The 25,866-nt window shown below is 59.8% G+C and carries 24 protein-coding genes and 1 tRNA gene; 14 read left to right on the forward strand and 11 right to left on the reverse strand.

The genetic code is table 11. The annotated features are described in order from the left end of the window. The first annotated feature begins 13 nt into the window (after positions 1-13). From lgt to GOB87_RS00890, 6 genes are all read left to right on the forward strand, one after another. Positions 14-841: a prolipoprotein diacylglyceryl transferase gene (gene lgt, locus GOB87_RS00865; protein ID WP_166312646.1), complete on the forward strand. Its 828-nt coding sequence runs from the start codon at positions 14-16 to the stop codon at positions 839-841. Continuing rightward, a complete protein-coding gene (locus GOB87_RS00870) occupies positions 838-1,869 on the forward strand; it encodes a class I SAM-dependent methyltransferase (RefSeq protein ID WP_166312647.1) in 1,032 nt (343 codons plus the stop codon). Before lgt ends, GOB87_RS00870 begins: the two co-directional genes overlap by 4 nt. Next, positions 1,866-2,666 carry a peptidoglycan editing factor PgeF gene (gene pgeF, locus GOB87_RS00875; protein ID WP_166312648.1) on the forward strand — a complete coding sequence of 267 codons (801 nt, stop codon included), beginning with the start codon at positions 1,866-1,868 and terminating at the stop codon, positions 2,664-2,666. Before GOB87_RS00870 ends, pgeF begins: the two co-directional genes overlap by 4 nt. Continuing rightward, positions 2,666-3,634, forward strand: coding sequence for a hypothetical protein (locus GOB87_RS00880; RefSeq protein ID WP_242006072.1), 969 nt, complete (start codon positions 2,666-2,668; stop codon positions 3,632-3,634). The genes pgeF and GOB87_RS00880 overlap by 1 nt, the downstream gene beginning before the upstream one ends. Positions 3,635-3,811: 177 nt before the next feature. Further along, a complete protein-coding gene (locus GOB87_RS00885) occupies positions 3,812-4,870 on the forward strand; it encodes an ABC transporter substrate-binding protein (RefSeq protein WP_166312649.1) in 1,059 nt (352 codons plus the stop codon). 114 nt (positions 4,871-4,984) lie between these two features. After that, the gene (locus tag GOB87_RS00890) at positions 4,985-7,276 is read left to right on the forward strand and encodes a TonB-dependent receptor (RefSeq protein ID WP_166312650.1); all 2,292 of its coding nucleotides are present in this window, start codon (positions 4,985-4,987) and stop codon (positions 7,274-7,276) included. A 68-nt stretch (positions 7,277-7,344) separates the two neighbouring features. Here GOB87_RS00890 and GOB87_RS00895 read toward each other — a convergent pair whose 3' ends face one another. The 4 genes from GOB87_RS00895 to GOB87_RS00910 form a co-directional block, all read right to left on the reverse strand. Next, on the reverse strand, positions 7,345-7,764 hold the full coding sequence (locus tag GOB87_RS00895) for a hypothetical protein (protein ID WP_194303145.1): 420 nt from the start codon (positions 7,762-7,764) through the stop codon (positions 7,345-7,347). 84 nt (positions 7,765-7,848) lie between these two features. After that, a complete protein-coding gene (locus GOB87_RS00900) occupies positions 7,849-8,424 on the reverse strand; it encodes a hypothetical protein (RefSeq protein ID WP_166312651.1) in 576 nt (191 codons plus the stop codon). A 343-nt stretch (positions 8,425-8,767) separates the two neighbouring features. Next, on the reverse strand, positions 8,768-9,346 hold the full coding sequence (locus tag GOB87_RS00905) for a cob(I)yrinic acid a,c-diamide adenosyltransferase (RefSeq protein WP_166312652.1): 579 nt from the start codon (positions 9,344-9,346) through the stop codon (positions 8,768-8,770). A gap of 103 nt (positions 9,347-9,449) precedes the next feature. After that, positions 9,450-10,034: a DUF4142 domain-containing protein gene (locus tag GOB87_RS00910; RefSeq protein ID WP_166312653.1), complete on the reverse strand. Its 585-nt coding sequence runs from the start codon at positions 10,032-10,034 to the stop codon at positions 9,450-9,452. Positions 10,035-10,138: 104 nt separating this feature from the next. On the opposite strand from GOB87_RS00910, the gene GOB87_RS00915 reads away from it, so the two are divergent. From GOB87_RS00915 to GOB87_RS00925, 3 genes are all read left to right on the forward strand, one after another. Further along, entirely contained in the window at positions 10,139-10,564 is a 426-nt protein-coding gene (locus GOB87_RS00915; RefSeq protein ID WP_242006073.1) for a DUF423 domain-containing protein, read from the forward strand. Then, a complete protein-coding gene (locus GOB87_RS00920; RefSeq protein WP_166312654.1) occupies positions 10,557-11,492 on the forward strand; it encodes an SAM-dependent methyltransferase in 936 nt (311 codons plus the stop codon). Before GOB87_RS00915 ends, GOB87_RS00920 begins: the two co-directional genes overlap by 8 nt. Before the next feature lie 83 nt (positions 11,493-11,575). Further along, on the forward strand, positions 11,576-12,094 hold the full coding sequence (locus GOB87_RS00925; RefSeq protein WP_166312655.1) for a TlpA family protein disulfide reductase: 519 nt from the start codon (positions 11,576-11,578) through the stop codon (positions 12,092-12,094). A 71-nt stretch (positions 12,095-12,165) separates the two neighbouring features. Here the strand turns inward: GOB87_RS00925 and GOB87_RS00930 are convergent, their stop codons facing one another. Then, positions 12,166-12,774 carry a superoxide dismutase gene (locus tag GOB87_RS00930; RefSeq protein ID WP_166312656.1) on the reverse strand — a complete coding sequence of 203 codons (609 nt, stop codon included), beginning with the start codon at positions 12,772-12,774 and terminating at the stop codon, positions 12,166-12,168. Between the two features lie 138 nt (positions 12,775-12,912). Between GOB87_RS00930 and GOB87_RS00935 the strand changes: the two genes are divergently transcribed. Next, the gene (locus tag GOB87_RS00935) at positions 12,913-13,746 is read left to right on the forward strand and encodes a squalene/phytoene synthase family protein (protein ID WP_166312657.1); all 834 of its coding nucleotides are present in this window, start codon (positions 12,913-12,915) and stop codon (positions 13,744-13,746) included. Position 13,747: 1 nt separating this feature from the next. Here GOB87_RS00935 and GOB87_RS00940 read toward each other — a convergent pair whose 3' ends face one another. Continuing rightward, on the reverse strand, positions 13,748-16,744 hold the full coding sequence (locus GOB87_RS00940) for a glycosyltransferase (RefSeq protein ID WP_166312658.1): 2,997 nt from the start codon (positions 16,742-16,744) through the stop codon (positions 13,748-13,750). 283 nt (positions 16,745-17,027) lie between these two features. Between GOB87_RS00940 and GOB87_RS00945 the strand changes: the two genes are divergently transcribed. The 4 genes from GOB87_RS00945 to GOB87_RS00960 all read left to right on the forward strand — a co-directional run bounded on the left by GOB87_RS00945 (position 17,028) and on the right by GOB87_RS00960 (position 23,078). Then, positions 17,028-18,428 carry a beta strand repeat-containing protein gene (locus GOB87_RS00945; protein ID WP_166312659.1) on the forward strand — a complete coding sequence of 467 codons (1,401 nt, stop codon included), beginning with the start codon at positions 17,028-17,030 and terminating at the stop codon, positions 18,426-18,428. Positions 18,429-18,512: 84 nt separating this feature from the next. Further along, the gene (locus tag GOB87_RS00950) at positions 18,513-21,269 is read left to right on the forward strand and encodes a glycosyltransferase (RefSeq protein ID WP_194303146.1); all 2,757 of its coding nucleotides are present in this window, start codon (positions 18,513-18,515) and stop codon (positions 21,267-21,269) included. A 45-nt stretch (positions 21,270-21,314) separates the two neighbouring features. Continuing rightward, positions 21,315-22,469 (forward strand): ATP-grasp domain-containing protein, encoded by a 1,155-nt coding sequence (locus GOB87_RS00955; protein ID WP_166312660.1) that lies wholly within the window; start codon positions 21,315-21,317, stop codon positions 22,467-22,469. A gap of 339 nt (positions 22,470-22,808) precedes the next feature. After that, positions 22,809-23,078: an HU family DNA-binding protein gene (locus tag GOB87_RS00960; protein ID WP_166312661.1), complete on the forward strand. Its 270-nt coding sequence runs from the start codon at positions 22,809-22,811 to the stop codon at positions 23,076-23,078. Positions 23,079-23,120: 42 nt separating this feature from the next. Here GOB87_RS00960 and GOB87_RS00965 read toward each other — a convergent pair. The 5 genes from GOB87_RS00965 to GOB87_RS00985 form a co-directional block, all read right to left on the reverse strand. After that, positions 23,121-23,195 (reverse strand) — tRNA-Gln (locus GOB87_RS00965). A gap of 68 nt (positions 23,196-23,263) precedes the next feature. Beyond that, on the reverse strand, positions 23,264-23,941 hold the full coding sequence (locus GOB87_RS00970; RefSeq protein WP_166312662.1) for a TetR family transcriptional regulator: 678 nt from the start codon (positions 23,939-23,941) through the stop codon (positions 23,264-23,266). 29 nt (positions 23,942-23,970) lie between these two features. Next, positions 23,971-24,798: a pyrroline-5-carboxylate reductase gene (gene proC / locus GOB87_RS00975; RefSeq protein WP_166312663.1), complete on the reverse strand. Its 828-nt coding sequence runs from the start codon at positions 24,796-24,798 to the stop codon at positions 23,971-23,973. After that, positions 24,798-25,301 carry a type III secretion system chaperone family protein gene (locus GOB87_RS00980; protein WP_166312664.1) on the reverse strand — a complete coding sequence of 168 codons (504 nt, stop codon included), beginning with the start codon at positions 25,299-25,301 and terminating at the stop codon, positions 24,798-24,800. Before GOB87_RS00980 ends, proC begins: the two co-directional genes overlap by 1 nt. Positions 25,302-25,463: 162 nt before the next feature. Further along, positions 25,464-25,814, reverse strand: coding sequence for an accessory factor UbiK family protein (locus tag GOB87_RS00985; RefSeq protein ID WP_166312665.1), 351 nt, complete (start codon positions 25,812-25,814; stop codon positions 25,464-25,466). Positions 25,815-25,866: the final 52 nt, after the last annotated feature.

Below are 25,866 nucleotides of genomic sequence, written 5' to 3' on the forward strand. Positions count from 1 at the left end.
AGGAAGGACCTTTATGCTGCCTGTTCTCATGTTTCCGCAGTTCGATCCGGTGCTGATCCATTTCGGACCGCTTGCGATCCGCTGGTACGCGCTGGCCTACATTGCGGGCATCGTGCTCGGTATCCAGCTTCTCAAGACGCTGGTGACATGGGCGCCACGGGCTGCGACACGCGAGATGGCAGACGATTTCCTCGTCTGGGTGACGCTGGGCGTCGTGCTGGGCGGCCGCACAGGCTATGTCCTGTTCTACCAGCCGGAGTTTTTCCTCACCCATCCCCTGCACATTTTCGAGGTATGGCAGGGCGGCATGTCCTTCCACGGTGGGGCGTTGGGAGTGATCCTTGCGTTGTTTTTGTTTACCCAGCGCTTCGGGTTGAACTTTCTGGCGTTTTCGGACCGGGTGACGGTGTGCGTGCCGATCGGGTTGGGGTTCGGGCGGCTGGCCAACTTCATCAACGGAGAATTGTGGGGTCGCTACGCCGACCCGTCGCTGCCTTGGGCGATGATCTTCCCCGGCACGGATGGGATTCCGCGCCATCCGTCGCAGATTTATGAGGCGCTGACGGAAGGGCTGCTGCTGTTCCTTGTGCTGTTTACGGCAGCACGGCGGAAATCGCTGCGGGAGCATCCGGGTTTCCTCGCGGGCCTGTTTCTGGCGGGTTATGGTTGCGCGCGTATTTTCTGCGAATGCTTCCGTGAGCCGGATGCTTTCCTCGGGTATTTTCCCTTCGGCGTGACGATGGGCCAGATCCTGAGCATTCCCATGATTCTGGCGGGTATTGGCCTGATGACATGGGCCATGAAGCACAAGCCTTACGCTGGCATTGCGAACGCGGAATGAGCAGCGCGGGAGTGGGCTGTGGAGAGCGGCTGGACGCCTTCATGGGGCGGGCCAATGCTCTTTATTACGCGACCCGCGATCCGTTCGCGGACTTTGTGACGGCTCCCGAGGTTTCGCAGATTTTTGGGGAACTGCTTGGCGCGTGGTGCGCGGTGGTGATGGACACTCTTGGCCCGGACGTGCGGCTGGTGGAAGTTGGGCCGGGCCGCGGCACGCTGATGGCGGACATGCTGCGTGTGCTGGCGCGGGTGGCGCCTTCGCGTCTGGGCGGGCTGTCGGTGCATCTTGTGGAAACATCGCCACGGTTGCGGACGGCGCAGGAACAGGCTTTGGCGCAATTCGATGTCAGGGTGCAGTGGCATGATGCACTGGGCGATGTGCCGGAGGAACCGATACTGCTCGTGGGCAACGAGTTTCTCGATGCTCTGCCAATCCGTCAGTTCGTGCGGACGGAAACCGGATGGCTGGAACGCTATGTGCGGGATGGGCAGTGGGCTTTGCAGGCGTGTCCAGATGTGCCGCTGGACGTGACGGAGCGGAATGCGGCACCCGGTGAGGTGATCGAGACGTGTCCGGCAGGACAGGCGTTCATGCGTGAGCTTGGCCGCCGCGTGTCGGAGGCGCCCGGCGCGGCTCTGTTGATCGATTACGGCACGTCCCGTTCCTGCGTGGGCGAATCGCTTCAGGCTTTGTGTCAGGGGCAGCCGGTTTCCGCTCTGGTGGAGCCGGGCACGGCCGATCTGACGGCGCATGTGGATTTTGCGAGCATGGCGCACGCGGCGGTGGAGGCTGGCGCTGTATGCGACGGCCCTGTGGAGCAGGGCGCGTTTCTCATAGCGTTGGGCGCGATCCAGCGTGCGGATGCGTTATGCAAGGTGGCGCCTGCGCAGGCGGGTTCCGTCCGTGCCGGGCTGGACCGGTTGATCGGGCCGGAGCGCATGGGGCGGCTGTTCAAGGTGCTGGGTGTGCGCTCGCCGCACGGACCGCCGTTGCCGGGTTTCCCGCAAGAACATGGAGAAAAGACATGAGTGCTGATCTGGTGCCTGAATCGGTCGTACAAAGCCCCTATCTGTCTCATGTTCGGCACGGGTTCTTCACCCGGATCGGCGGTGTGTCGGAGGGGCCGTACGCCAGCCTGAACTGTTCCACTAAGTCGGGGGATGATCCGGACCACATCACGGAAAATCGGCGGCGTGTGGCGGATTTTTTTGGACTGGGCGGTGAGGCGCTTCTGGGTGTGACGCAGGTGCATGGCGATGGTGTCGTGAGCGTGACACAGCCGTGGAAGCCGGGTGAAGGTTCTCCTGCGGACGCCATGGTGACGACGCGTGAGGATGTGGCGCTTGGCGTCATCACAGCGGATTGCGGTCCGGTGCTGTTTGCCTCTCGCGATGGATGTGTGGTGGGCGCGGCCCATGCGGGCTGGCGTGGCGCGGTCGGTGGCGTGCTGGAAGCGACGTTGGACGCGATGGCGGCCTGTGGTGCGGCACCCGAGGAGATCGTCGCGGTTGTCGGCCCCTGTATCGCGCAGGCGAGCTATGAGGTGGGGGCGGATATGCGGGCGGCGGCCCTCGTGTCGGATGCGCAGGCAGCGGCATTTTTTCTGCCCGGCGAGCGGGAGTCGCACTGGCAGTTTGATCTGGCGGGGTATTGCGTGGACCGGCTGCGTCGCGCAGGAGTGGGGCAGGCCGCAGCCATGGGTATCGACACACTGCCTGACGAGCGGCGCTTTTTCAGCCACCGGCGGCGCACCCTCGCTGGCGGTGGTCCGATCGGTCACCAGATCTCGGTGATCGCGGCTGGAACCGGAGCTGTTGCGCGTTGATGAAACGGTCGTTCTCTATCCTTCTTTCCCTCTCGACGATGTGCCTGCTTTCAGGGTGCCTCAGTGTTCCGCACCCGTTCAGTCATCCGGGGAAAGAGACGCAGAATCTGACCGACCGCACGGCCACCTCGCGGCTGGATGTGCCGGTGCCGAAAGATGAAGCATCCGGAGATGCCGTCTCGAAACTGTGGGCGCAGCAGGTGACGGAGGCGCTTCTGGAGCAGTCGGTGCCCGCCATTGCCCAGCCCGTGCGCCCGGGAGACTGGTGGCTGCGGCTGCACACGGAGCGCCGTGGCGATGTGATTGTGCCGCTGTATTCCGTCATGACCCCCAAGGGCACGATCCGCGCCACACAGGAGGGGCCGGGTGTGTCGGTGGCGGACTGGAATGCCGCCAATCCGGACGCCATCCATACCGCTTCGATGTTCGGGGCAGGGCAGGTGGCCAATACGCTCACCGGCATCATGGCGCAGGACATGGAGGATGACCCGCACAGCCTCAAGCATCGCGGCGCGCGCATCTGGTTTCAGGGTGTGACGGGCGCACCCGGAGATGGGGATGTGTCGTTGGCGCAGGCTTTTGTCGCGGCTTTCCGTGGTATGAAGGATTCGATCCAGAGTTCGCGGACGGATGCGGATTTCATTGTGGCCACCACGGTCAAACTGACGGATGGGCCCGAAGGCACGCACGGTCATCCCTTGCAGCATATTCGCATCGACTGGCGCGCGACCGACAAGGATGGACATGAGGTGGGGATCGCCACCCAGTTGCATGACATCTCGGCGCATGAGCTGGACGGTATGTGGGGCGATGTCGCTATGGCGGCTGCCGGTGAAGCGGCTGGCGCTGTGGAAGAGATGATCACCCGTTATTCCAGCCGGGACGCGAAACCCATTCCCGATACAACGAAAGGGAATGGAAAAAAGGCCGCGACCCCACAGACGGCGGCACCCGGCACGGGAGGCTGATGGTTGTGCGGCGCCTATGCCGTTGAGGCATGAACGCCGCATGGCTGCCGGGAAACATTCCGGCTTGACATCGTCTGTTGCCGGGAAGCCACGCTTGTAATTTTCCGTTTCGAACGGGTTGCAAACCCTTCCACCGCGCAGTCTATATATGGACAAATATACATATATGGGTGAGCGGTGAATCGCAGATCTGTCCTTTCGGAAGTGTTACGGCTTGTGCTGTCGGTCGCCACGGTGGCGGTCATGGCCATGCCGTCGGCGTATGCCGAAACGGAACAGCGGACCGTCCACGACATGACGGGCGCTGCTGTGGCGGTGCCTGTCGCTCCCAGGCGGATTGCCGATCTCTGGTTCGCTCATAACGAAGTTCTCGCGATGTTGGGGGCTGCGGATCGCATTGTTGTAACGGTGGATCGACCGCAACAGCAGCCGTGGCTGTTTTATCTCGTGCCGGAATTGGCAAAGGCGCGACATGTCAGCCCCGGTGGCATCGATCCGGAATCTCTGCTGGCGGATCGCGTGGATCTGGCGTTCGTGTCGTCCGGTCTGACGCAGGCATCCGGCTTGCGGCAGGCTAGTTTGCCGGTACTGGATATGACGTTTCAGGACGTTGGCGGGTTGTTGCGCTCCCTGACGCTGACGGCGGATGCGCTGAATGATCCCATCGCCCGGGAGCGAGCGGCACGCTATCGCCGCGAACTTGATGAGGAACTCGCCCGTATTGAGAAGATTATTGGCAATGTAAGCGAGGATCGGAAGCCGCGCGTCCTCCATCTGACCAGTATTGCGCCTCTTCAGGTCGATGGGGCGCACACTATTGTCGATCAGTGGATCCACAGTGCAGGCGGACGGAATGCCGCCGCCAGTGTCTCGGGCGTCAAGCGCCCGGTGACAGCGGAACAGATTGCAGCATGGGATCCGGACATCATCATCGTGCAGGGTGGTGTCGCCCTGCCGGGACACGATGCCAATGGAGATGTGCCGACGGGGTGGGATAGCTTCCGGGCTGTCAAATCCGGACATGTCTTTGCAAATCCTGTCGGTATGTTCCCATGGGATCGCTACGGCACGGAATTTCTTCTTCAGGTTCGTTGGGCGGCGGGCGTGCTGCATCCGGACCTGTTCGCTTCATCGGATCTGAAAGACGCGATGAAGCGGTTTTATCATGACTATATCAGTCGGGATCTTTCGGATGCCGATCTCGACCGGATGCTCTCGGGGCGCGGACCTGTCTGAGTCGACAGTGTGTCTGCATGCAGGAATATGAGGAATGTTTTCGTGAAATCGATTTCGGGTTGGGCAGTTTTTGTGTGTGGGTGCGTCGCCGGGAGCGCTGTGCACGCAGCGGAGATGCCTGCTGGAACCACGACACACAGCACGGCAAAGACGGCCAAAGCAGCGGTTGCCCCAAAACAGAAGACGGCTGCCCAGACGGCGGCGAAGACGACGACCACCACGGCTCCCATTACCGGGACACTGGATGGGTCCAAGGGTGAGACCGTAATCGTTCATGGCATTCATGTCGCGGACGGTACAAGTGCAAGATATATGAACAAGACGGTCTATCTCGGACCGTTGGGCAATCGGGATACGCTGAACACGCCTTATTCCGTCATGGGTGTTCCGCATGACGTCGTGGTCAATCAGCAGCTCCGCAACGTCAACGATATGGCGCAGTATCTCCCTTCGGTGCAGTTGGAGATTCGAGGAGATCCCAATACCTCGCGTCCGCAATCCCGTGGGTTTGAGGCCGATGTGATCGCCAATTCCCGTCTGGACGGGCTGAATGTGGTCTCCACGACCCCTTATCCGGCCGAATGGGTTGACAATCTTCAGGTGCTCAACGGCTTGGCCGGGGCGATGTACGGACCGGAAAACCCGGCGGGTGTCTTCGAATATACGCTCAAGCGTCCGACCGATCGGCGGACCGAGCGGTTTTCGGTCGGTGCGGATTCCATCGGCACTCCCATCGTGAATGGCGATATTTCCGGTCGTATCGGCAAGAATCGCTGGTTCGGTTACCGTCTGAACATGCTGCATGCTGATGGCACGGGCTATGCGTCAGGCAGTTCGATCCGGCGTGAAATGGTCAGCGCTGATTTCGATATCCATCTGGACGACAAGACCGTTATCGAAATCGACGCCAGCCATTATACCTATGCTGCGCGTGGTCTGGCGCCGGGCTTTGGGATTCCGGCCGGCACCGCTGCCAACCCCACCGGTATTAGCGGGAAATTGCCTGAGGCACCGGATCTGGGCAGGCGGATGGCGCCCGGCTGGAGCGGCTATAACATGGAAACCAACACGTTTCTGGCCAAGATCAAGCATCAGATCAATGATAACTGGAGCTTTACGCTCGGTGGTCTTTATCAGGACGCCATGCGGCAGTCCTTTGGTATCAGTGATACATTGACGGCGGCGGGCGGAACGAACGGTTTCTATTCCTCGAAAGCGACAGCGACCACGACCGCAGATGATTTCCGCGTCGGCAGTAACATGGCTTATTTCAACGGTCGTGTTTTTACCGGACCGATCCGGCATGATCTGGTGATTGGCACCAATGGCTACATGATGGGGAATTATAATCCTGTCAGAGGCGTTACGCCTGCGCAAAGCCTCGGAACGTACAACATGTATGGCGCTGCGCCCACTGATGGCAGGCAGCCTTATTATGAGGGGCGTTATAAATCCAGCAGCATTACCAGCCAGTCTTTTATCGTTGGCGATACGCTGACGATCAACAAGCATTGGTCGATTATGGGAACGCTCGCTTGGAGCTGGATCGACCAGTCCGGCGCGTTGAATGCCAATACCGCCATGAGGAAAACCTTTCAGGCCAATGCGGCTTTCAGCCCGACGACCAGCCTGATGTATAAGCCGACCGAGAACCAGACCATTTATTTCACCTATGGACGCTCGGTGGAGGCGGGACCGGTTACACCGAACAGTCAATATTATACCAATACAAATATTGCCTTGCCGATTGCGCACTCTGAAGAATATGAAGTCGGCTATAAGCTGCGTTATAAGACAATGCAGTTTAACGTCGCCGGATTCCGCATGACCTCGCCGTATGCGATGTATGTGAGTGCGGCCAGTGGTTCTTGCGCTGGCGGCACGAACTGTCAGACCTATACCTATGGCGGCACGCAGCGCAATTATGGTGTGGAAGCCCAGATTTCGGGTGAAGTTCTGCCAAATCTTTCCGTTCTTGCTGGTATGACCTGGCTAGATGCGGAATTGGTTCACAGCAAAACGGCTTCCTATAATAACAAGGAGATTGTCGGGGCCGCGCCGTTGCAGGCCAGTTTGTTGCTGGATTACCGTTTGCCGGCAACATTGGGCTCCTTCGCGTCAGGTTGGGCGTTTAATGCCGGCATCCATTACATGGGTAACCGTGCGGCTAACGTGACCAATACGCTCCACACTGGATCGTATACGACGCTGGAACTGGGAACACGTTATGCTTTCCACGTTGCCCGTTTTCCATGGGTCGCGCGTTTTGGGGTCAGCAATGTTACGAACGAGCGCTACTGGGCGTCGGTTTATACCGGTGCGCCAAGTGGCACATCCGGCGCGGCTTCGACACTGTATGCAGGACTACCCCGTGTCTATCATTTCACTCTGTCGGCTGAGTTCTGAGGGGTGAAAGGCAGGCAGCGCCTATGCCTGCCTATCGTTTTTCATGGAAAGCGAATGCCTGAAAAGGATCAGTCAGAGTCGGGCTGATTGCGGATTGCATACAGGGCGACAGCTTCCGTGCACAGGGCTGGCAACAGCAGGGCGGCGACAGGCGTTCCAATGAGAACGCCTGCGCCCCCATGAAGACTCAAGCATGACCATAACAATGTCGGTTGCCGTCGTCCCGCTCCACTGGCCACGATGAAGAGCAGCAGTCCGGCTGCGATAAGCAGGGCGGGCAGATAATCGTGTAGGAGCGCCCAGGAGGGATCGGTCTGTGTGGATGACCGCCCCACCTCCGACACGGCATTACCGATGTCATTGCCGGTCGTCAGCCAGAGAGCCAGACCGAAAAGCAGGCGAAAGGGGAGAAAGAGGGCTTCAAGCGTGCTGCGGAAAAGCAGCAGGAAGCCCGAGATCAGTCCCGGGACGAGGAGCGTGGCCATCATGCAGGCGCATGAGAAGGCCACGATGATCCGCTGAATCAGCGCACGGCTCAGATCATGCCGAAGCGTGGTCGCTGGTGGAATGGATCAGTCCTTCCACCATTTGATGGGCTGCTGACCGTTTTCATCGGTGGGCACGTCATCGTGGATGCCAGCGCTTTCGTTCCGGGCGGAGCTTTTGCGGATCTGCTTGCGCAGCGCACGAATTTCCTCGGCAGCCTGCTGGACCGTGGCGCGTTCCCGAACGAGTTCAGCCGTCCGGTCGGCCAGTTCCTGATCGCGAACCGCCAGCGTCTGCTTGAGTTCCGCCATCAGAACTTCGGCATGTCCCAGTCGGGTGGTCAGGGAACGCTGCGCGACCTCAAGATCGTGGATCTGGCGTTCAGCGTCGCCACGAGCGCGCCGTTCGTTTTCCAGCGCTTTGTTCAGTCGAACTTCGTCCGCGCCCGTGGAGGCTGCAACCGGTCGCGCGGAAGTGCGGGCCAGTTGGTGGTGTTCCACCGGCACATCGCCGTCGCGCACGAAACGGCGCTTGCGCGCAGTGCCTGTATTATCCGTGTTGGAGGACAGTCGCAGGGTGGCGGCGGGTTTTGCGGCACCTTTTCGCGAACCCATGCGATTGAGGGCGCGGAGCGCTGCCTCTTCTGCGCCTGCGTCCGACATGTCGTCGTTATGTGTTTGGGGAAGCCGGTTGGATATTTTCAGCAATCCGCTATCCACTGTGATGTTTCTTTCAAGTATTCACTCAAAGTCCTGCTCTCGGAAAGACGCAGGATTGAGGGTCCATATCGGACAGTGCGGAAATCCGCTTTTTTCGATTCGGAAGGGGGACGGACGATAGGCGGCTTGGCCCGCGGATTTTGTCCGCACAAGACGTGTCAGACAACTCCGGCACCCCGGTCGTGCTGTGCCAATACCACGACCGGTAAGGGAGTTCAAGCAAGGCTTGACAATTTCTTTTTACGACGGCTTGCGATTCGGATCGGATGAGATCTCTTCGTCTGCTTTATCCTTGATGAAACAGCCCACGTCCCGGTTGCCACACGGCATCTTCCTGCCCGTTTGCATTGAGGTGACGCGCCAGCACGAAAAAATAGTCAGACAGGCGGTTCAGCAGGGGCACGAGCGCTGGGTTTATCGGAGTGTCCGCAGACAGCGCCACGACAGCTCGTTCGGCCCGTCGTACGGAGGTGCGGACCATATGGGCCCAAGCCGCAGCAAGGGAGCCGCCGGGCAGAACGAAGCTGGTGAGGGGCGACTGAAGCGCTCTCAGGCGCTCGATTTCGGCTTCCAGTGTGACGATGACAGTCGGCTCGACCCGTTTCGCGTGAGCGCTGCCTTCAGGCATGCACAGATCGCCGCCCATATCGAAGAGAAGGTTCTGAATGTCCGCCAGACGCTCCGCCAAGACGGCATCGACGGCCTGCACATGGCAGCGCAGAACGCCAAGAGTGGCGTTCATCTCGTCCAGTGCGCCGATGGCTTCCACATGAGGGGCGTTCTTGGGCAGACGTGTGCCATCGCCCAGTGACGTCTGGCCCTTGTCGCCTCCTCGTGTGACGACGCGATCTATTCTGACGGACATTGCGTAAAGGGCTCCAGTTTCGGTAGGGCAAGGACGTTTCGAAAAGGGGACAGTTCGGAGCCTGTTCTGTCAAGCGCCCGCCGCCCACCTTGCCGCACTCTGTTCAGTGATGTCGCGACTGGCGGGCACCGGCATAGCCTGCCGGATGACCGGGATGACGTGTGAGCGCGCGGGCGGCTGTCAGGTGCTGCTGCGCCATCTGCTCCAGTTCCTGCGCGTAGGCTTTCAGGCCTGCATCCGATGTGGTTGCGGCTTCTGTGGCGGCGAAGGTTACGGCGTTTTCGTGTGCTTGGATCGTGGCCGCGAGATAGGCCTGATCGAAGCGTGCGCGTTTCATGCCGCCGAGCGATGTGATGGTCTGCTGGTTGTCCGCATCCGGTGCGGTGGGAAGCGTGACGCCATGAGTCGATGCAATGGTGGCGAGCTTGTCCTGTGCACCGCTATGGGCGGCAATCAGGCGCTGGGCATAGTTCTTCACTGTGCTTTTTGCGGCCTTGGTGGGCGCAAGTTTCCCTAGTGCGATTTCGGTCAGGTTGAGCTGCGCGGCCTGCTGAACGAAGTCCGCATCGGACGCGGCCAGTGGTGCGGGAGCGGCTGGCGGAGGGGGAGGTGGCGGAGGCGTTGTGGGGGCGCAGGCCGCGAGAAGGGCGAGTATCGTGAGGGCGCTGAGGCGATGGGAAGGTTTCATGACGAGACTCCGGCTGGAAAAGGCGAGTAGGTGCCATTGCGTAACAACATTTGGCTTTCTTGTCGGTTCCGTATCGGGCGGCTAGACCACGAAGCCTGTTCTCCATGGGGATCGACACCCATGACCGGGCATGTGGGGGACGAGGAGAGGACGTAATGGAGCTTGCACGATTCTGGCGCGTGGGCGGTGCCTGGGCAGCGGCGACCGGCGTGGCGATGGGTGCCGTGGCCGCGCATCTGCCGTCCGAGCGTTTCGGTCTGCCTGAGGGCCGCACGATCGTGCAGGAAGCCGTGCAGATGCAGATGTGGCATGCGCTGGCGCTTCTCGCGCTGGGAGTGTCGGTGCGCCGTTCCTCTCGGCTGACGGCGCTGGCCGGCTGCGGACTGTGGTGCGGCATGGTGATCTTCTGTCTGGCTCTCTATGTCACGGCTTTCTCCGGCCATCATCTTGGGCCCGTTGCCCCCACCGGTGGTTCGATGCTGATCGCTTCGTGGACGTTGCTTGGCGTGGCGTTTCTGCGTCATGACTGAATCGCTAATTCGCAGTGTCTACGTGGCTCCTTCCGGATTTGAGGAGGTGTTGGGCGCGGAACTGGAACGGCTGGGCACACCACCGGAAAGATGGTGGGGACGGCTGGCCTTGTGCGCGCTCCCTCCGGTGGCGAGCGTCTGGGCGCTGGATGTGTGGACGGCGCCGGAGGTTCAGGTCATTGCTTCCATCGGGGAGGCGGCGCGCCTGCTGAAAAGCCGGCAGCGGAACTGGTCGGATGTGCCGGTGGAGTTTTTCCGGCGGTCCTCGCTCATCAAGGACAAGCTGCCTCCCGTGAAGGCGGCTCCATTGGTCTTTCCACAGATGCCGCCCACCAGTCCTTTGGGTGGGTGGACATTGCTGGCTCCGGACCGTCTGCTGTTTTCCCAGACCAAAACCAGTCCTTTTCCGATGGGCGAACCACGTTTCGTGGAAGATCGGGAAGGCCCGCCGTCTCGGGCGTATCTCAAACTTTGGGAAGCCTGCACGCGCATCGGACGCTGGCCGGTTGCGGGAGAGCGTTGTCTGGACATGGGGGCGACGCCGGGTGGCTGGACGTGGGCGATTGCCCGACTGGGCGCGCAGGTGATGGCGGTGGACCGTGCGGTTCTTGCGCCGCAGGTGGCCATGATGCCGGGCGTTACGTTTCGACAGGAGAGCGCCTTTGGCCTTGATCCTGTGAAAGAAGACCGTGTGGACTGGCTGTTTTCAGATGTGATCGCTTATCCGGATCGGCTTCTCACTCTGGCGCGGCGCTGGATCGAAGCCGGAAAGACAGCGCGTATTGTCATGAGCGTGAAATTTCAGGGTGAGACGGATTTTGCGATCATGGATGCGTTCGCTGCGATACCGGGCGGACGGCTGGTTCATCTGTTTCACAACAAGCACGAAGTGACGTTCTTTTGGAGCGAAGACGGAACATTCTCCTGACCGCATCTGAGTGTTGCACTCGTGGGTTGTGACAGAAAGAAGACGACATCACCGGGTTTTTCCCGCTCCAAGGAGGAATCGTGATGCGTCTGAAGAATCTTTCCCTTGCCGTCCTATGTGCCATCTCCACGGCGCTGCCGTGTTCTCTCGGCCTTGCCCATACGGTGACGGCAACACCACAGGTCGGAGAGGCACCTGTGCGTCCTGTTGTGGTCCCCTATCCGGCAGCCGAACTGGCTCCCGCCGCCGTCGCTGCGGCGCTGACACGCGCAAAGACGAGCGGCAAGCCAGTGCTGCTGGATTTTGGCGGCAACTGGGCCCCCGATTGCTGGGCGCTCTCGGGCGTGTTGGCCACGCCGGCGGTGGCGGCGTGGGTGGCGCAGAATTATGAGGTGGCGGTTGTGAACGTGTCGCGGTTCATGACCAATATGAGCATCGCAAAAGGATATGGTGTGACGGTCTCGGTCGTTCCCACGGTTCTGATCATCTCACCTTCCGGCAAGCTGTTGAACGGGGACGGCGTGGTGGCTTTGGCGCATGCCCGGCAGATGACGCCGCAGGCCGTGGTCGATCAGCTGGCCGCATGGGCAAAACTGGACTGAGTTTTTCAAAGCAGAGTGTGGAATGAAAAACGGGCCGGGGAAATGCTCCCCGGCCCGTTGCCCGTGTGGCCTCAGGCGGCCTGAAGCTGAGCCTCGGCAAACTCGTAATTGGCGAGCTTGTCGAGGTAGTTGGTGATGTAGTCCGGGCGACGGTTGCGGAAGTCGAGATAGTAAGCGTGCTCCCACACATCGAGGCCCAGCAGCGCCTTGCCCTGACCTTCGGCCAGCGGGTTGGAGCCGTTGCCGGTCTTGGTCACAGCCAGCTTGCCATTCGGCGCCAGCACGAGCCACGCCCAGCCGGACCCGAACTGCGAAGCAGCCGCCTTCTTGAACTCTTCCTTGAACTTTTCGACGCTGCCCAGATCTTCCTTGATCTTGGCTTCCAGCGCCGGCGGGATCGCGCCGCCGTTGGGGGAGAGATTTTCCCAGAACAGGATGTGGTTCCAATGCTGGCCAGCGTTGTTGAACACCGGAGCCTGTGTCGCATCACCTTTTACGGCGAGAATGATTTCATCGAGCGACTTGCCCTGAAGTTCCGGCTTCGCCTCGACGAAGTTGTTCAGCGCCGTGACATAGGCCTGATGATGCTTGTCGTGATGGAGTTCCAGAGTCTCCTGGCACATGCCACGCGAAGCGAGGGCATTGTAGGAGAAGGGAAGGGCTGGCAATTCGAAAGCCATGATGCTGGTCTCCTTGGATTGCAATCACGAATAGGTGGCGTATGGACGCCGCTCCCAAGTGCTATGTGCCGTCCACCAGACCGTCAAGGGACGGTTGAGTGATCGGAGGCACAGGCACGACATGAAGGGTCCAACGCGATGAACGGACAAAAGGATGCCTCCGAGGGTGCGGAGCTGTCCTGTGCAGCGATTGCACGTCTGCGTGATCGGGATCGCTTTTTCTGCGCCATGTTTCTTCCACCCGAAATACGCGAGGCGGCTTTTGTGCTGATTGCGCTGAATGTGGAACTGTCGAAAGCGCTCGTGCTGCCGGTTTCGGGGTCCGTCACCGGCCCGATGGCCGGGCTGATCCGCCTGCAATGGTGGCGCGATGTAGTGCAGGAACCGGCTCAGGGGCGGGCATCCCGAATGCCTGTGGCTATGGAACTGGCCGAACTTCTGGAGGGAGGGCGGATCGCACCGGAGTCCGTGTTGCGGTTGATCGATGCGCGGGAAGCGGAACTGTGCGGTCTGCCTGACTGGGTAGCATGGCGTACGGCGATGCTCGACGGAGCCGGCATGATGCAACGCATGGTTGGGGAATTGCTTGGCGTGGTGGACGCCGCCCAGCTGGCCATGATTGTTCATGCGGGTGCCGCATTCGGAACGGGCACATTGCTGCGTCATCTGCTGGACGTACTGGCTGCGGGGCGCATGCCGCTTCCGCAAGAGGCGCTGGAACAGGCCGGCCTGCCACGGGACGCAGACGGTACGGCCTTTCTGGAGGGGGAGAGGCTCGCTCCCGTCGTGACGTGTCTGCGTCAGGAGGGGCGGGCGTTTCTGCCTTCGCGTGCGGAATGTCGCAAGGCGAGGCTGGCCACGCTCCCGGCGGTTCTGGCCGATCGCGATCTCAGACGCGGGCCGGTCCCGTCTGGTATGTCACGCGGGCTTGGGGACCGGCTGGCGGTGATGAGGCGCGCTTTTTTCAGATAAATCAGCCCCGGCTGCGGGCCTCATGATGCATGTCGAGCCATGGATGACGTGCCTTTATATAGGTCACGACGTTGGCTTTGTGTGTGTGTGTCTCCGTGACGCTGTTGGTCATGGACTCTCCATGTACGCGGTATTCCGCCACAGGCTCGGAGACATGCACGCCCTTGAGGCCCAGTTCCGCCAGCGTGCACCACAGATCGTAATCCTCCCATCCCATGGCGTCGCGCTTCACGTAATAACCACCGGCAGCGGACCACGCCCATTTTGCGACCAGCGCCATGGCGTCGATGTAGTTGCCGTTGCGAAGCTGGAGCGGACGGCTGGGGATATTGCCCATCAGATCGTGCGCTGCTCCGAACTGACGCAGAGTGGGATAGGCGTAAGCGGTCAAGGGATCGCAGGCGGCAAGAAGTTTCTCGCAGGCATCGGCGCGGAGGCGGTTATCGGCATCCAGCGAGAGGAAATACGGTGTCTCACTGGCGGAAACGCCGATGTTGCGCGCGCCCCCGAGACCCACATTGGCCAGAGGCGCGAGCACGAGAAGCCGGTTGAAGCGGGCAGCGTTTTGCTGGGCCCAGTGGGTGATGAGGGCTACGGAGTCGTCGGTCGAGGCGTCATCGACGATAATCAGGTCGAGTTTCTGCACGCTTTGGCTTCGGACCGATTCGAGCGCATCGAGAATGACATCGTGATAATTGTGAGACGTGATGATGACGCTTACATCCGCCGCTTCCAGGGCGTCATGTGCGAAGAGCGTCTCATACTCCGGAACTTCCGGCACGCCACGGCCCTGATAGCGACCGCGGGCAATGAGGGTCTCGCTCGCTCTGGCTGTCGCGGCGTCATTGCAGAATGACATGATGATGCTTTCGAACAGCAGGGCCTGCCGCTGAGGACCGAACGTCCACAGCACCTGATTGAGAGCGTTGCGGGCAAGGCTGCGACGCAAGGACGGATCGGTGACAAGACGGGTCAGGGCGTCTTCCCATTGTGTGGGAGTTTCGGCAAGGAAGCCGGTCACGCCATCGGTGACGCAGTCACGATAAGGCGCTGTCGGGGAAACCACGGACGGCACACCTGCGAGGGCGGCTTCGAGATATTTGATTTCGCTCTTGGCCTCACAGAACACGTTGTCGAGTTCCAAGGGAGCGATGGAAATATCGAAGCGTGCGAATTCTTCGGGCAGACGTTCGAGGGGCACCATATCGCGCCATTCGATCTGATCGGCCACGGGAAGGAGGGCTGGAAATTCGTCCATCAGCAGAACCGGCCGCTTGTTGCCGGTTTCGTGGAAAAGCACGAGACGCACCTCGGAGTGCTTTTGCATCAGGCGCGCCAGAACCTCGGCTACGAGCGCAAAGTCACGCTGATGGGTCCGGGTGCCGGATGCGTATCCGATGCGAATGAGGCCGTCGCCGGGAACGGAGGCGAGGATGCGCGCGGCCATGCGGCTGCGGCGTAGGCAGGCCGCGTCATAGATATTGGGTAATGTGAACGACTGCCGGGCGATGCGGCGCATTTCGGTCGCCATGAAATCGGTGGTGGCGAAACAGGCGTCGGCCCGCTCCATCGTTGCGCGCATGTTTTGGAAAGTGATGTGGACGATGGATTCGGTTGCGCAGTCCACTGTCCGGATGCCGTCGATGATTGCGATACTGGCGAGTGCCGGGATGAAAACCAGATCATCCGTATCGAAGATGACGGTTGTTCCCTTTTCCTTGCTCAGCCGGATGAGGATGGCCACATGCGGGCTGTATTCCACCCGCCACAGCACGATGACATCGGCCCATTCCACATCGGCCGGCCCGACATCGGCACAGGCCAGCACACGGGTAAAGTGTCCGACAAGCGCACAGGCGGCGGCATTGCGCGTGCAGCGGTACAGGGTGCCGGGAGTGGCGGGTTCGCCGCTGACAAAGAGAACATTACGCCTGAGAGCGGAAACCGGAAGCGGCGACGCGGGGTTGTGCGTGCCAGCGACGGCGCTTTCGATTTCCGGAAGGGCGGGAAGTTCCAATGGGGCGGGGACGGTGGGAATATGTGGCGAAAAATTCGGGTGGCGCAGCGTGCGTAAAAGGCCACGAAACAGGCCGGAGCGGGCCTGTATGGCGCTTTGCAGGGCCTGAATCTCCGTCTGCAATGTAGCAAGACGGCTGTTTTGTTCCTCGATGAGTGTGCGGGCCTGCTGCATCCATGTGGGATCGACCGTGGTGGGGGCGACCGCCTGGGATTCCTCAGGGGGTTCGCTGGGTTGCTGGTCGATTTCTGCTGCGGAGGCGGCGGCTTGGGACAGGCGTTCCCGTGTTTCCAGCAGCGCCAGCCGGGTCTGGAGGAGATCGTGGCGCGTTGCGTCCAGAGAATCTTTCTGATGCAGGCTTTCCGCATCAAACGTGCTCTGCCGGACGGCACCGGCCCATGCCGACCCGAGACGGCTGAGGCGTATCCGCAGGCGGGCAAGCTGCGTGGAGGAGGTGCGTGCCTCGAAAAGAGGGTTCAGGCCGCACGGGATAGCACCCAGCGCCACGATTCCAGCACCGCCGGTATCCGGGAAGAGGCAGTGGGGATGTGTCGCGGCAAGTGCGTTCCACACGGCGGCTCCGGTGTCCGTCTCCGTACCATTAAGGAAGAGGAGGGCGTCAGGAGCGAGAGAGGGACGAAGGGTGGTGAGCGTCTCTGCCGCGCGTTTCAGGCGTGTAAGATCGAGCACCGCAATATCGAGTGGGGAGCCGGTGCGTGCAGGCGCTTCGGAGGCGTTCAGGCTCTGCGTGCGGGTGTCGAAGGCCTGCAGGATCAGAAAGGACCGGACGTAATCGGCAATGGCCGGGGGTACTCCGACAAGGGCGAGAGAATGGGGCCGCGTACTTATAAGTATGCCGAGAAGAAGCGGCATGTGGGCCGCAGTATCGGGCGGCACATCTCTGAGAGCCGGGGGCGCGAAAAAAACGTCCAGTTCCGGGGATGAGAGCAGGCTGAAGATGGAAACGGGCAGGTCGGACATGTCGCTCATATAGCAGGGGACGATCTGCTGTGGTTTGTCTGCGCTCGTGACTTCGACGACAAGAGGGAATGGAAAGCTAAAGGTTAACCGAATGGGCGATAGACAAAGTATTTGTTAAAAAAACGCAGGAAACTGCGATTCGCAGTGTATTTTTTTCGAGCCGCTAGCCTTGTTTTCTGTTGCGTGTGTCGGAGGTTTCAACGTAGAAAGGCCATGGAAAAATGTCTGCCCGTGTGTGATGCTGCGACTGACCATGCTGGGTTACAAAGCAAGGGACTGAATAATGCCTATTATTACCGTTCAGGGCGCGTCCTCGGGTTCACATGTTGTCGTTACCGTTGATGGTGCCGGCAGCGGCACGCTCGCGGGTCTTGTCTCGTCGTTCAGCAATACGCTGGCCAGCGGCATTGCCGGTGGTTCGATCAGCGGCCAGAACCTGACGCCGGGTTCGACCGAGTTTGCGTCCAACGCTTCGGGTTATGGCGTCATCACGGCGGCAGGATCCTATCAGGTTTCCGGAGATGTCGGCGCGATCGTGTTCGGCGGTCTGCCGGGCACCAACCAGATTCCTAGCGCGCATGTTCAGATTGATGCCAGCAAGGGTACGGCCTCTTTCGTGAGCGTTGAGGGCGGCACCACGCAGGGCGTGCAGTTCCAGGCCGGTTCGTCCAACGGTGTCTTTGTGGCTGGCACGGGCAACAACAGCTTCCTTGGCGATCAGCTTGCGGGTGGCGGCAACTGGTCGATCTATGCTGGTTCCGGCAACGATACGGTTATTGCGGGCACGGGTAACAGCACGATCAACGCTGGTACGGGCAATAACTACATCAGCATCAGTCAGGGCACGAACGTCGTCGATTCGTACGGCCAGGACACCATCTTCGGTGGTGACTGCAACCCGGATCAGACTGTCAACCTGTACGGTGGCAGCTCTTTCGTTACGGTTGGCAAGGATTCTCAGGTCAGCGATCTGTCCGGTGGCAACAATGCCATCACTGTTGGCGGTGGCTCGACGGTTCGTGGTGGCGCAAACGACTCGATCAACCTGAATGGTGGCAGCTCCACGATCCTTGGTGGGTCTTCGGACACCATTTCGGCCAGTGGCGACGCGCTGATCGCAAACTCCGACATTGCCAATGTGAGCGTTTCCGGTTCCCTCACCTTTATCGGTGGCACGGGCCAGAGCACGATCACGGCGGCTTCCAGCACGATCTTCGGTGCGAGCGGTCTGGATGCGATCGTCAATGGCACCAGCAACAGCGCCGAAACACTGTTCGTGGCCAATGCAGGCAACGAGACGCTCGACGGTTCCAACTCCGTTTACGGCATTCACGCTTTCGGTAACGTTGTGGGCACGTCTGGCACGCAGACCTTCATCGGTGGCACAGGCTCCGATACGCTGGTTGCAGGTGTGGGTGACGCCACGATGACAGGTGGTTCCGGTGACAAGAACTACTTTGCATTCCGTGATGGAATTGCGGGTGGCGACTACACCATTACCGACTTTGGTTCCGCTGCTGGCAATGTTGTCGGCCTGCTCAACTATACGCAGTCCGATCTGACGAATGCGCTGAACAACGCGACGACGTCTGGCAACAACACCACCATCAAGCTGTCTGACAACACGACCATTACGTTCGACAATGTCACCAGCCTCAACTCGAACGACTTCCAGATCTGGTAAGATCGGCAGTACGTTTCGTAAGAAACCGGGCTTCGGCCCGGTTTTTTTTTGCCGTAAGATGATTGATGGCAAGCAAACAGGGGAATGGACACGTCTGTGACAGATCGTCAGCTCGAAGCATTGGAAAAGCGTCTGGAGAATGCCGAGTCGCTTCTGAAAACGTACAAGGCGACTTCCGCCTTGCATGGAATGAGAGCGGATGGACTGGAATGGGAGGCGGGTCGGCTTCGGCGTACTCTGTTTGGTTTGGATCGCGGGCCAGTAGTGAGGGGGCTGCGGACAGCATGGCTGTTGGCGCATGGGGAGCTGCCGTCCGGCGTTCCGTTACGGCTGATCGCTCGCAGAGCGCGGGAAATTGCTGAGCAGGACGGCATCCGGATTCTGTGGGGGAAAGTGAGGCAGCGTGTCGGCGGTCGTGTGGCGCGGGAATGGGAAAAGCGTCGGACGGCCCGCTCTTCCACACTCGTCTCACCTCCTGTCGAGGACGGAGAAGCGGTCTATCGTCGCTCTGTTTCCTCGGAACGGCTACGTGATTTCACGCCCCGGGTTCTGATCGTTGCGGAGCTCTCCATTCCGCAGTGCGCGAAATACCGTGTCTGGCAGCGCAAGGAAGAACTGGAACGCCTTGGTTGGCAGGTAGACGTCATGAATTGGCATGACGTCCAGAGTGTTCTTTCCGGCTTGCAGGTGTGTACGGACGTCATTTTCTACCGCACGCCGGCCGTGCCAGACGTCCGCAAGATGATCGACGAAGCAAGGCGACTTGGTCTTTCCCCTTGGTGGGAAGTGGATGATCTGATCTTCGATGTCGAACTTTACCGGCAGAACAGCAATCTTTTATCCCTGCCGCCCGTAGAACAGGCCGAATTATTGAAGGGGGCGGCTCTCTACAGAGAATGTCTGGAATTGTGTGGACGTGGGATCGCCTCAACCCGGGTTCTCGGTGAGGCCATGAGCCGGATCGGTATCGGCGAAGTGGGTGTTATCGAGAATGCACTCGATGATCAGACACTGGCCGCTGCCGAGACGGCGCTGACTGGGCTGACCCAAAAAAACCAGAAGACGACGGACGATATCGTCATTGTCTATGGGTCGGGTACGCGAACCCATGACGGAGATTTTCTTTGCTGCGCCGAAGGTCTGGCCGCCGCCATGGAGGCGGAGCCACGCCTGCGTTTGCGGATTGTGGGCGAACTGACGGTGCCGCCCGTGTTGCTACGCTTTGGCAGTCGCGTCGAAACCTTGGAAGGGCGGGATTATCCCACCTACATGGCCATGCTGGCGGCTGCCGATCTGACGGTCACACCGCTGGAACTCACGATTTTCAACGACGCAAAAAGCAACATCAAGTTTCTTGAAGCCTCCATCCTGCGCGTTCCGTCAGTCTGTTCACCCTGCGATGCGTTTCGGGGCGTGATTGTGGAAGGACAGAACGGTTTTCTCGCTGAAGGCACGGAGGCTTGGCGGGATGCTGTGCTGGCACTGGCGCGCGATCCGGTGTTGCGTCGGGATGTCGGCGAATCCGCACGTCGCGACGTCCTTGCGCATTATCGTCCGGACGTTATCGCCCGCGAACAGGTCGCTCGTTATTTCCCTTTGCCTGCTCCACAAGCGCGACAAGGTTTACGGGTTCTGTCGGTAAACGTGTTTTTCGAACCACGTTCTTTTGGCGGTGCGACGCTGGTGGCCGAAGAAATGGCGACCCGGCTTTCTGCCATGGGGTGTGATGTCGGCGTGTTCACCTCCGGTCCTTCTTTTCCAGAGCGCGCAGGCGCTCCCATACGGCATGAAATACGTGGCATGCCCGTTATGGCTTTCCCGCTGCCATTGGACGTGGATCCTGTTGGCGCACTGGATAATCCGCGCTGCAGCACCCAGTTCGCAGCATGGTTGGATGCCTTTCGGCCGGATGTCGTGCACTTCCATTCCGTGCAGGGGCTGGGTGTCGGGATCTTGCAGGTCTGTGCGGAGAGGGGAATTCCGCATGTGATAACACTGCATGATGCGTGGTGGCTGTGTGAGCGTCAGTTCATGGTGAAAGCCGATGGACGCTATTGTTTCCAGCGACATATCGATCTGACGGCGTGTCAGAGATGTGTGCCCGGAGCGCATCATCTTCAACTGCGTCAGGATATGATGCAGGGGGCGTTGTACAGGGCGCAGCTTCTTCTGTCTCCAAGTGCCTCCCATCGCGCGTTGTATCTGGAAAATGGTATAGAGCCAGAACGCATACAGGTGAATCGCAATGGCTTCTCATGGCCTGTGAAGGCACGGACCCCACGAAAGGCTGGGAAGCCTCTCCGTTTCGGTTTTGTCAGTGGAACGGCGGAGGTCAAGGGGTTCTCACTGATCCGCAAGGCGTTCGAGGCGCTTGAAAGAAACGACTGGGAACTGGTGCTTATCGACAACACGCTCAATCTCGGATTTTCCTCGGTCAACGTGTCGGGATGGAGAGTGAAGGGGGAGGTTGTGATCCGTCCGGCCTATACGGACGAAACACGGGATGATTTCTTTAATGCGATTGATGTCCTGCTGTTTCCGTCTCAATGGATGGAGAGTTATGGCCTGACCGTGCGTGAGGCTCTTTCGCGGAATGTATGGGTGATTGCCACGGCGCCGGGTGGACAGGCGGAGGATATCGAGGACGGCGTGAACGGGACGCTGATTCCGCTGGACGGTCGCTTTGAGAGTTTGCAGACAGCTATTGAAGGTGTTCTGACTAACAAGGAGCGGTTTTCCTCCTATGTGAACCCGCATAGGGAGGAATTGCCGACTTTTGAAAGTCAGGCTGCGGAACTCAAAGCCTATCTGGAATCGGTTATACGGAAGCAGGAGGCCTGACGGTCTTTACCTGACTTTAGAGAAGGGCGCGTTAGGCATGGCAACATGCTTGACCTCGCCGAATTCGCTAATGATCCCTCTGTCGCTCGTTCCGTTCTGACCGAACGTCTGGGCAGAGCCTCTGATCCCTCGGAGCGTGCCCAGATCCATTACCGGCTATGGGAGATGTGTCAGGTGTGCGGAGAGCCGGCTGCGGCCCTGCGTCATCTTGATGAGGCCATGCAACTCGACCCGATGCAGAGGCCGGATTCTGTCTCTTCCGATGCATGCCGCCGCATTGTGGTCATGAATGCTCCCGGCACATTTCAGGCGAATGCGCCACTTGCGTTTCTTCTTGATGATACCACCCAGATTTTCACGCTGTGGGTGTTGGGAGCCCCTGCTGCACGGGGAGTTCTCGTTGCAGCCGTCAGGGCAGTGCAGGCCGAATGCGCGTTTATTGCCATTGCGGAGGACGAACGGCAGGCACAGGCCCTCGCGGAAGCGGAGATCATCGCGCACGAGGCTGGATTACCTGTTCTCAATGGGAATGATCGTATTATGCAGGTGGGGCGTGCCCGCGTTCCGCAACTTCTGGCTGGTATTGCGGATGTTCTAGTGCCGCAATGTACGGTGATACGATCCTTTGGTGACAAGATACCGTCTTTTCCTGTTCTGATAAGACCGCTTGCCTCGCATGCTGGAGACGGACTGGCACGGATCGATACGAAGGCGGAACTGGAGACCTATATTCGTTCAGCGTCTCCGGGCACGTCTTTCTATGTTACGAAATTCATTGATTTTATCAGTTCCGATGGTTTGTACCGCAAATATCGAGTCGTGTTTGTTGAAGGGGAACCTTTTCCGGTTCATTTGGCCATCCATGATGGCTGGGCGATCTGGTATTACAACGCGAAGATGGAAAATTTTCCTCAGAGACGCGCCGAAGAAGCGCGTTTCATGACAGATATGGCGGGGTATTTTCCTTTTGGTGTTCTGGAAGGGCTAAAGGCGATCGCTCGTGCCGTACAGCTTGATTATTTCGGGCTGGACTTTGGTGTGTTGCCGGATGGAACATTGGTTGTGTTTGAAGTTGAGACCGGCATGATCGTACATGATCGGGATCCGGCGGATATCTATCCTTATAAAAATGCTGCCATTGCCCGTATTCGGCATGCTGTTGAAGCCATGATCGATCAGAAGTCCCATGCGCCCTCATGACAGGCGGTGGAAAATCAGTTCGTATGAATAATGATATCTGCGACTGAGCGATGATGGCACCGAGGTGCGCGTGGGAAAGAGGCTGATGCCATCAGGCACAACGGAGAGAGATGGCTCCATCCCTGTTTCGGAATGTTTCCATGTGTCCGACAGACGTGGTACTTCGGCTGCATTGAAGAGTTTTTCCCTCCTGTTTAAGCTGTTTCTCTCGCGGTATGGATTTTTTTTCTGGTTTCTTCAGGTGTGGCACGTTAGAAGCCGCGATATTGGCCGACCTATTGTCGACAGTCGCCGTCCATAGTAATCGGTCCAGCCCACATTTCAGGAGTTGAGAGATCCATGAGTAAGGCTTTCATTGCGGCGGTCATCCAGGATTCTATTGATTGCACCGGGGTGGCTGCTAACAAGGCCGCTGCGGATCTGATGGACGCGATCGTGAAGGAACTGAAGCGCGAAGGTGGTTTCACTCTGCCGTCGTTCGGTACGTTCACGGTTCGTAAGACCAAGGCACGCAAGGCCCTCAATCCTCGCACAGGCGAGCCCGTAAAGGTGAAGGCTGGCAAGACCGTCCGGTTCAAGGCCAGTCCCAATCTGAAGAAGGCTGTCTGAAGGTCATCTGCTGATGCGGCGGGCTTTGCCCGCTGCATCGAATGGCTGGGGTGGGAGGGATCGAACCTCCGCATGGCGGAATCAAAATCCGCTGCCTTACCGCTTGGCTACACCCCAATCGCGGCCAGTCGCCTGTCCCGCTTTCTACTGTGACACGACCGGCTCGTAAAGAGGGTCAGAGCCCTCTATCCGTTGTTCTCGGTGAAATCGGCATCCGGTTCTTCCTGCAAGGGAGGAAGCGTGTCGCCATCCTCTGATGGATAGGCGGACTGAAGCTCTTCGGTCGGCGCGTGATCCACGCCATTGAACAGGCCCATGCGCTCGGCCCGGTCCAGCCCCTGCTCCAACGCTGCCATGGTGGTGCCGAGATCTTCGCTCTCGTCTTTTTCCCAAGCGCGCAGCGTATGTGTCCAGAGCGCCACGACACCCTGCACGCGAAGCAGTCCACCAACGCCACCCGTGGAAATACCCGCCGCGCCCGCAATCCATTTCATGCTGTCCATGGTGGCGGCACCCAGAAGCAGCAGGAGAGGGGGATCGAACGGCAGCCCCCGGAGTACAGCCAGAAGGCCGGCACGATATTGCTGAAAAACGTCGATCCGTCGCATGAGCAGATCGAAAAGCGTTTCACGCGGTGTGCCGAGCGAGCCGTCATCGATGAGGGCCGACTGGTCCGCCATGCGGCCAAGCAACAGAAGAACGGACGCCTTGAAGGGATAACGGCGGCGAACCTCTCCCATCTCCAGTCCGGCATGCCGGGCGATCTCGGGCATGGTGAGGGAAGCCCATCCCTTGCTGGCGGCCAACGCCATGGCGGCGTCAAGCAGGGCTGAATCGAACTGGTCGTTGTCTTCCGAGGTCATGCAGGGGAGGCTCATGGTTTTTCGATGGATCAGGACGCGAGTTCATGTGACCGGAGGACGTTGGCCTCCAAGGCTTCGCGCAGGATGCGGGGGCAGTTGTCTGGTGCGTCAAGCACAGCGAGGGCAGCAGCCGTAGTGCCGCCGGGGCTCGTGACACGCCGACGCAGTTCAGTGGCGTCTTCGGAACTGCGTTCAAGCAGTTCGCCCGATCCCGAAACCGTCTTGCGGGCCAGCAGACGGGCCGTGTCTGGAGCGAGCCCCATGCTCACGGCTGTCTTTTCCAGAAGCTCCGCAAGAAGGAAGACGTAGGCCGGCCCACTGCCGGAGACGGCGGTCACGATATCGATCTGTTCTTCCGGATGAACCCATGCGGTCGCGCCGACAGCCGAGAGGAGGCGGTCACAGAGTGTTTTCTGCGCAGGTGTTACAGCATTTCCGGCGAACAGCCCTGTAGCACCGCGTCCGATGGCGGAGGGTGTATTGGGCATGGCGCGCACGACGGCAGGACGCGCCGTTGGAGCGTTCGTTTTCAGGAAGGCGGAGATTGTGCTGGTGGACAGGCCGGCCATGACTGAGACGATCACGGCATCTGTCACGATGTCTGGACGCAGGCGTGCCAGTTCTTCCAGAACGGGCCGTGCTTTTTGAGGTTTTACAGCGAGGATGACGGCCGCAGGATGAAAATCCGCAGGGATATCTGTCAGAGCGCGCACGACCTGATGGGGTGAGGACAGATCTTCCCGGTGCCGGTCGATGACAACGGAAGGTTCCAGCCCATGTGCGATCCAGGCGTTGAGGAGAGCCCCTCCCATCTGGCCGCAGCCGACAAGGAGTAGGGACGGAAGGGGCTCACTCATCAGGCTTCTCCGGCGCAGTCCAGCATGGCGGCTTCAAGTGCTTCTGCTGGAGGCTTGCCGCCCCAGAGAACGAACTGGAATGCCGGGTAGAAACGTTCGCACTCGGTCAGGGCGATATCGATCATGTCCTCAAGACTTTCCATCGACGCGCCGGGTGCGCCGCGCAGGAGGACGGCGTGACGGAACATCGGCGTCCCACTGTCCACGTCCAGTGCGAAGTGACCGATCCACAGCCGCTCATTGGCCAGAGCGAGCAGTTCGAACAGAGCCTTGCGTTGTGGCTCGGGCACCTTGAGGTCGAAGGTGCAGGTGAAATGCATGGCGCTGAGTTCCGCCGACCAAGCGAAATACAGCCCGTAGTCGCACCATTTCCCCGGAGCCTCTGCGGCCATTTCGGATGAATTGCGGCGATCGAACGCCCATTCATAGCTGCACACGATCTGTTCCATCAGATCGAGCGGGTTGGAGTTGGGAGTGGCGGTTGTCATCGTCAGAGCTGGCATGCTTGCCTCCCAAACCGGAAAACCATCGCAGATAGGGTCGATGGTTTTGTCCACGAATCAGTGGGAAAGCGGTTGCTGCTCCCCACTTCCGCAAACCTATGGACACCCGGCAAATACGGCAAGACAAGGGCGGCGTGTTTTTGTCTGTCCCGCGGTGTCAATTCAGTTGGGAAACGCGCTGCTGTCGCCGCTCCAGCCGGTAGCTTCCCCGGAGTCCGGCGTTGCTTTTCCTGTGGCATGTGCTGGCGCTGTCTGCGCTTCTTCCAGATCCGCCACCCGGCGTTCCAGCGCTCCGATGCGCTGTTCGGCATCTTCGCTGGCGGCGCGCGCATTGGCGGCCAGTTCGCGAATGACTTCGAATTCCTCGCGGCGGACGACCTGCAACTGACCGAGCACCTCGTCCACGCGGGAGCGCACGAGTGTGTTGATCTCTTCCTTCACGCCTGCGAGAGCGGAGAAAGCGCCGCCGGCAACGCCGGCGAGATCATCGAAGAAACGCGGGCGGTCGGACATTCCGGTGCTCCTGAGTGAGATAGGCGATCATGGGAAGGCAGGCTTTCCCGTG

The organism is Acetobacter estunensis (assembly GCF_011516945.1).
Taxonomy (GTDB): domain Bacteria; phylum Pseudomonadota; class Alphaproteobacteria; order Acetobacterales; family Acetobacteraceae; genus Acetobacter; species Acetobacter estunensis.